At 63.6% G+C, this 5,585-nt stretch carries 5 protein-coding genes; 1 reads left to right on the top strand and 4 read right to left on the bottom strand.

Annotated features, from left to right (window positions below; genetic code table 11):
- A partial coding sequence (locus EN964_RS22585; protein WP_164775933.1) for a sugar ABC transporter ATP-binding protein occupies positions 1 to 1,182 on the bottom strand: 1,182 nt, incomplete at its 3' end.
- Between the two features lie 220 nt (positions 1,183 to 1,402).
- On the opposite strand from EN964_RS22585, the gene EN964_RS22580 reads away from it, so the two are divergent.
- Entirely contained in the window at positions 1,403 to 2,422 is a 1,020-nt protein-coding gene (locus EN964_RS22580; protein WP_127267670.1) for a LacI family DNA-binding transcriptional regulator, read from the top strand.
- A gap of 32 nt (positions 2,423 to 2,454) precedes the next feature.
- Here the strand turns inward: EN964_RS22580 and EN964_RS22575 are convergent, their stop codons facing one another.
- The 3 genes from EN964_RS22575 to EN964_RS22565 form a co-directional block, all read right to left on the bottom strand.
- Positions 2,455 to 3,456 (bottom strand): LLM class flavin-dependent oxidoreductase, encoded by a 1,002-nt coding sequence (locus EN964_RS22575; RefSeq protein ID WP_127267669.1) that lies wholly within the window; start codon positions 3,454 to 3,456, stop codon positions 2,455 to 2,457.
- A 68-nt stretch (positions 3,457 to 3,524) separates the two neighbouring features.
- Entirely contained in the window at positions 3,525 to 4,694 is a 1,170-nt protein-coding gene (locus EN964_RS22570; protein WP_127267668.1) for an AI-2E family transporter, read from the bottom strand.
- A gap of 252 nt (positions 4,695 to 4,946) precedes the next feature.
- Positions 4,947 to 5,585, bottom strand: a 639-nt coding sequence (locus EN964_RS22565; protein WP_127276743.1) for an LLM class flavin-dependent oxidoreductase, incomplete at its 5' end; no start/stop codon positions are given.

Below are 5,585 nucleotides of genomic sequence, written 5' to 3'. Positions count from 1 at the left end.
GGCCCGCTTCGGCATCCGCTCGCTGGCCGGCGAGCCGACCAGCGGCAGGGCGACATTGTCCGCGATCGAAGCCTGCAGATGCAGCCCTTGCGTCTTGCGGTCCTCGGTCACCAGCGCAATGCCCAGCCGCCTCGCATCGCGCGGCGAACGGATGTCCACGGGATGGCCGTCAATACGGATTTCGCCGCCGGTGCGGCCATTGCTCGAGCCGAAGATCGCTTCCAGGATCTCGGTGCGGCCCGAACCCAGCAGCCCGCCAATGCCGAGGATTTCTCCGGCGGCAAGATCGAAGCCGACGCCGTCGATCACCGTGCGCCAACCATGCGCATCGGGCTTCGACAGCGACAGGTTTTCGACCGAAAGCACGGTCATGCCGCTGGTGTTGCGCTCTTCCTCGGAGGAAGCGAGCAGGTTGCGGCCGACCATCGCCGAAATGATCGTATCTTCGTCGAGCCTGGCCATCGGCTCGGTCAGCACATGGCGGCCGTCGCGAAACACGGTGACGCGGCCGGCCAGATGCATGACCTCGTCGATGCGGTGCGAGATGTAGACGATGGCGACGCCGCTGTCGGCAAGCTGGCGGATGATGCGGAACAGCCGCTGGCATTCGGCCGGCGAAAGCGCCGAGGTCGGCTCGTCCATGATCAGGATGCGTGCCGACATCGACAGAGCCTTGGCGATCTCGACCAGTTGCTGCTCGCCGACACGCAGGGCGCCGACGCGGGCTTGCGGATCGAGTTCGATGCCGAGCCGCTGCAACAAAGCACCTGCCGCGCGGCTGCTCGCCTTGCGGTCGACGATCAGCCCGGCGATCAGCTTCTCGCGGCCGAGGAAGATGTTGTCGGCGACGCTGAGCTCGGGCACCAGGTTGAGCTCCTGATGAATGATGGCGATGCCGGCATCCTCGGCGTCGCGCACGCCGGCGAAGCTGGTGGGGCGGCCATCGACGCTCACCGTGCCGTCATAACCGGTATAGACGCCGGAGAGGATTTTCATCAGCGTCGACTTGCCGGCGCCGTTCTCGCCCATCAAGGCATGAACCTCGCCGCGACGCAGCTCAAAGCCGACATCGACAAGCGCGGCGATGCCGCCGAAGCTCTTGGAAATGCGCTCGGCACTCAGAACGATGTGCGACCGATCGGCCGCACCGTGCTCCGGGGACAGGCAATTGCTCTCTTGCATGACAATGGCGGCCTCCCTTCCGTCGTCGTCAACTTCCCGCAAACGCTAATCTAAACGTTTCGATCATGTCAAGCCGATATAAGGTGCCGGACGTTTGGTGCAATTCGATTCTTGCTAAAAAGGACAGGATTCCGTACGTATTGGCCAGCAAGAGTGGCGAAACGTTTCGAAAATGACAGCGTCAGGGCAAAAAAGACACCGCAAATCCACCGCGCCCACCATGCTTCATGTGGCTGAAGCGGCGCGTGTTTCTGTCGCCACCGTTTCGGCGCTGATCAATGGCACGGCGACGGTCAGCCCGGAGCTTAGCCAGCGCATCGAGCAGGCAATCCGCGATATCGGCTACAAGCGCAACGCGATCGCCCGCAGCCTGAAGATGGGCACGACCCGCACCATCGGACTGACCGTGCCGCACATCACCAACCCGTTCTTCACCGATGTCGTCTCGGTCATCCAGCAGGCCTTCGACCGGGCCGGCTATGCCGTCATGCTGTGCTGCACGGACGAGGATTTGAACACCCAGGACGACCAGATCAGGTTGCTGCTCGACCGCATGGTCGACGGGCTGATCGTGGCGCGCGTCGGCGACGGCGCGATCCTCAAGCGGATCGTCGACGACGCCAACGTGCCGGTCGTGCTGCTCGATCGTATCTGCAAAGGCATCGACACCGATGCCGTGGTGCTGGACAACCAGCGCGCGGTGTTCGACGCCATCACCTATCTGATCAATCTCGGCCACCGGCGCATCGGTTACATCACCGGCACCTCGGACATCTCGCCGATGCATGACCGCATGGCGGGATATCGCGAGGCGCTTCACGCCGCCGGCCTGCCGATCGCCGAGGAGTTGATCCGCTTCGGCAATTTCCACGAGATCGACGGCTATAACGAAACCATGCAGATGCTTTCCTCGCATGATCGGCCAAGCGCGATCTTCTCGGCCAACAATCCGATGGTGATCGGCACCATGAAGGCGATCCGCGACATCGGCCTGTCCTGCCCGGAAGATATTTCGGTCGCCTGCTTCGACGACTTTCCATGGTCCGACGTGTTCCAGCCGCAGTTGACCACGGTGGCCCAGCCCGTGCAGGCGATCGGCGAACAGGCGGCCAATCTGCTTCTCGATCGTCTCGCCGGCAACAGGGACGCGCCGCCGCGCAAGCTTTTGCTCAAGGGCAGGCTGATGATCCGCAATTCATGCCGTCCGCTCGGCGCGATTGCGCAGAGCGTGAGCGCGTAGCCTTCCCCCGGCGTAAGTCGTAGCAGGGCCTGTCAGGCCGCCTGCGAAAGGGATTTGTGCGCCTCGGCCAGGATTTCGAACGACCGCACCCGCGCCGCATGATCAAACATCTGCGCAGTGACCATCAGTTCGTCGGCACCGGTGCGGCGCACGAAGGCATCGAGGCCTTGCCGCACCGTTTCCGGGGAGCCGACGACGGCGCAGGACAATGCCTGGCCGAGCATTGTCTTTGCCATCGGATCGAGATCGCGGTCATAGTTCTCGACAGGTGGCGGCAGCCGGCCGGCCCGACCGGTGCGCAGATTGACGAAAGCCTGTTGCAGCGAGGTGAACAACAAACGGGCCTCCGCATCGGTGGGCGCGGCGAAGACATTGAGGCCAAGCATGACATGCGGCTTGTCGAGCTGCTCGGACGGCTGGAAGCGCGAGCGGTAGACATCCAGCGCGTGATCCAGCTCCGCCGGCGCGAAATGCGAAGCGAAGGCGTAGGGCAGGCCGAGCATGGCGGCGAGCTGCGCGCCGTAGAGGCTGGAGCCGAGGATCCAGACCGGCACGTCCTGGCCTTCGCCGGGCACGGCGCGAATTCGCTGGCCTTCCTCGGCCGGCTGGAAATAGCCCATCAGCTCGACGACATCCTGAGGGAAATTGTCGACCCCGGCCTCGAGATTGCGGCGCAAGGCACGGGCGGTGCCCATGTCGGTGCCGGGCGCCCGGCCGATGCCGAGATCGATGCGGCCCGGATGCAAGGCGGCCAGCGTGCCGAACTGCTCGGCAATCACCAGCGGCGAATGGTTGGGCAGCATGATGCCGCCGGCGCCGACGCGAATGGTCTTGGTACCGCCGGCGACATGGGCAATGACGACGGCTGTGGCCGCGCTGGCGATACCCGGCATGTTGTGATGCTCGGCCAGCCAGAAACGCTTGTAGCCCAGGCGCTCGGCATGGCGGGCAAGATCGAGCGAGTTGGCCAGCGACTGCGAGGCATCGCTGCCTTCGACGATCGGCGACAGGTCGAGAACGGAAAGAGCGGTCATGGATGGGATCCTGTGTCAGGACCGCATGTAGGAAGCATCCGGCGGCGCCGCAAATTCAAAAATATTGATCAGCCTTTGATAGCTTCGGGGTCGGCGATGTCGTCCTCCTCGACGACAACCGCGTGCTGCGCGGCGAGAAAATTGCCGACATGGCTGAGCCCGTCGAAATGATCGCAGAATACCTTGATGACGACCAGCAGCGGCACCGCCATCAGGGCGCCGACGAAGCCCCACAACCATGACCAGAAGGCGATGGCGATCAAGATTGCCACGGCGTTGATCTCCAGACGCCGGCCGACCACCATCGGCGTCACGAACTGGCCTTCGACGATGTCGCACAAGATCACGAAGGCCGGCGCCAGAAGCGCGTAGAAGATGGTATCGAAGCTGATCAACGCCATGACCGTGACAAGCACGATGGTGATCAGCGCTCCGACATAGGGCAAGAAGTTGAGCAACGCCGCGGCGGCTCCCCAGACCAGCGGATTGGGCATGCCGAGCGCCCACAGACCAAGAGCGATGACCGTGCCGAGGCCGGCATTGATGATGGTGACGGTGAGCAGATAGTGCGAGATTTCGCGCTCGACGTCATAGACGACGCGCAGCGCCCGTTTCTTTTCGCTGAGGCTGGCGAAGGACTGGATGATCTTTTCATAGAACATCGTGCCGGAGGCGAGCAGGAACAGCGACAGCACGAAAATGATAGTCAGGCCTGTTCCGGCCGACAGGATGTTGCTGGCGGCCGCCGACAGGATGCCGGACTGCGCCATCGCCACCCTCTGGATGCCCGGCTCCTGCGACGTCTGGGTCAGCTGTTCGATCTGATGCGAAATCTGCATGATCTTCTCGAGTGGGCGGCGCAATTGCGCCAGCCGTTCGGCAAGTTGCTGGCCTATCGAAGAGGTGTTGTTGATGAGGTCGATGATCGGTCCGCTGAGCAGGTAGCCTACGCTGGCAAAGATGCAGATCGACAACAGCACCAGAAGGGTCGCCGAAACCACTTCGGAGATGCCGTGCCTGCGCAGGAGCCTAACGATCGGCGTCAGCGTCAGCGCCAGCAGGAAAGCCAGAATGACCGGCATGAAGAAAGCGCGAGCGAAGTAGAGCGCATAGATGGCCATGAACAGGAAAATGCCGACGAGCAGCGAGCGCATCAGATGCGTGTCGGCGCGGGCCGCAACGCGCGAATCCGACTCGTCGGCGATGGCGCGGCCCAAGGCAGCGGGTTCGGTTTTCATGCTCACCCTCGAGCCGGCGCCCTCGGCGATCGGCTATTGCTTGCATGAACGCAGAGTTATGGGCGCAGGTTCCATGAGCCGGCTTCCGGAATGAGGCCCGTTTGCACGGGTCCGGAAATCAGAGCGCGCCGCAGCATCCAGGCCTGCACTCACGGCGTTGGAAGAGAGATTTGGCTTTCTTCCCAATGTCGTGGCGACGAGGACGAAAAATCCGGCCTTCTCAAAGGCAGCAGCCAGCAGCCGACATTTCCGTCAGGCTGCCGGCGTGGTGACGGCTGTGCCAGCCCTGGCTGTTTCCTTGCGCACGATCGGCGCCACCCTGGTGCCGTAGAGTTCGATCGCCTTCATGATCTTGGCATGCGGCATGGTGCCGATCGCCATTTGCAGCAGGAAGCGGTCATTGCCGAAGATCTTGTGCTGGGCGACGATCTTCTCAGCCACTTGCTCGGGACCGCCGACGAACAACGCGCCGTTCGGGCCGCGCGACTGGTCGAAATGCGCTTGGGATGTCGGACCCCAGCCGCGCTCGCGGCCGATGCGGTTCATCACCTCCGCCTGCGGGCCGTAAAAATCGTCGGCCGCCTGCTCGGTCGTCTCGGCGATGAAGCCGTGCACGTTGATGCTGGTGGCAAGGCCCCTCGGGTCGCTGCCGGCGCGCTTGGCGGCTTCGCGATAGAGATCGAACAGCGGCGCGAAGCGCGCCGGCTCGCCGCCGATGATGGCGAGCGCCAGCGGCAGGCCGAGCGCACCCGCGCGGGCGGCAGACTGCGGCGTGCCGCCAATGGCGATCCAGACCGGTAGCCTGTCCTGGAAGGGCCGGGGATAAACGCCGCGATCGTTGATCGGCGCGCGCAGATTGCCGGACCAGGTGACCTTCACGCCGTTGCGGAT

The sequence above is a fragment of the Mesorhizobium sp. M7A.F.Ca.CA.001.10.2.1 genome (assembly GCF_003998575.1).
Lineage (GTDB): Bacteria > Pseudomonadota > Alphaproteobacteria > Rhizobiales > Rhizobiaceae > Mesorhizobium.
This window is presented reverse-complemented; position numbering and strand designations above follow the sequence as displayed.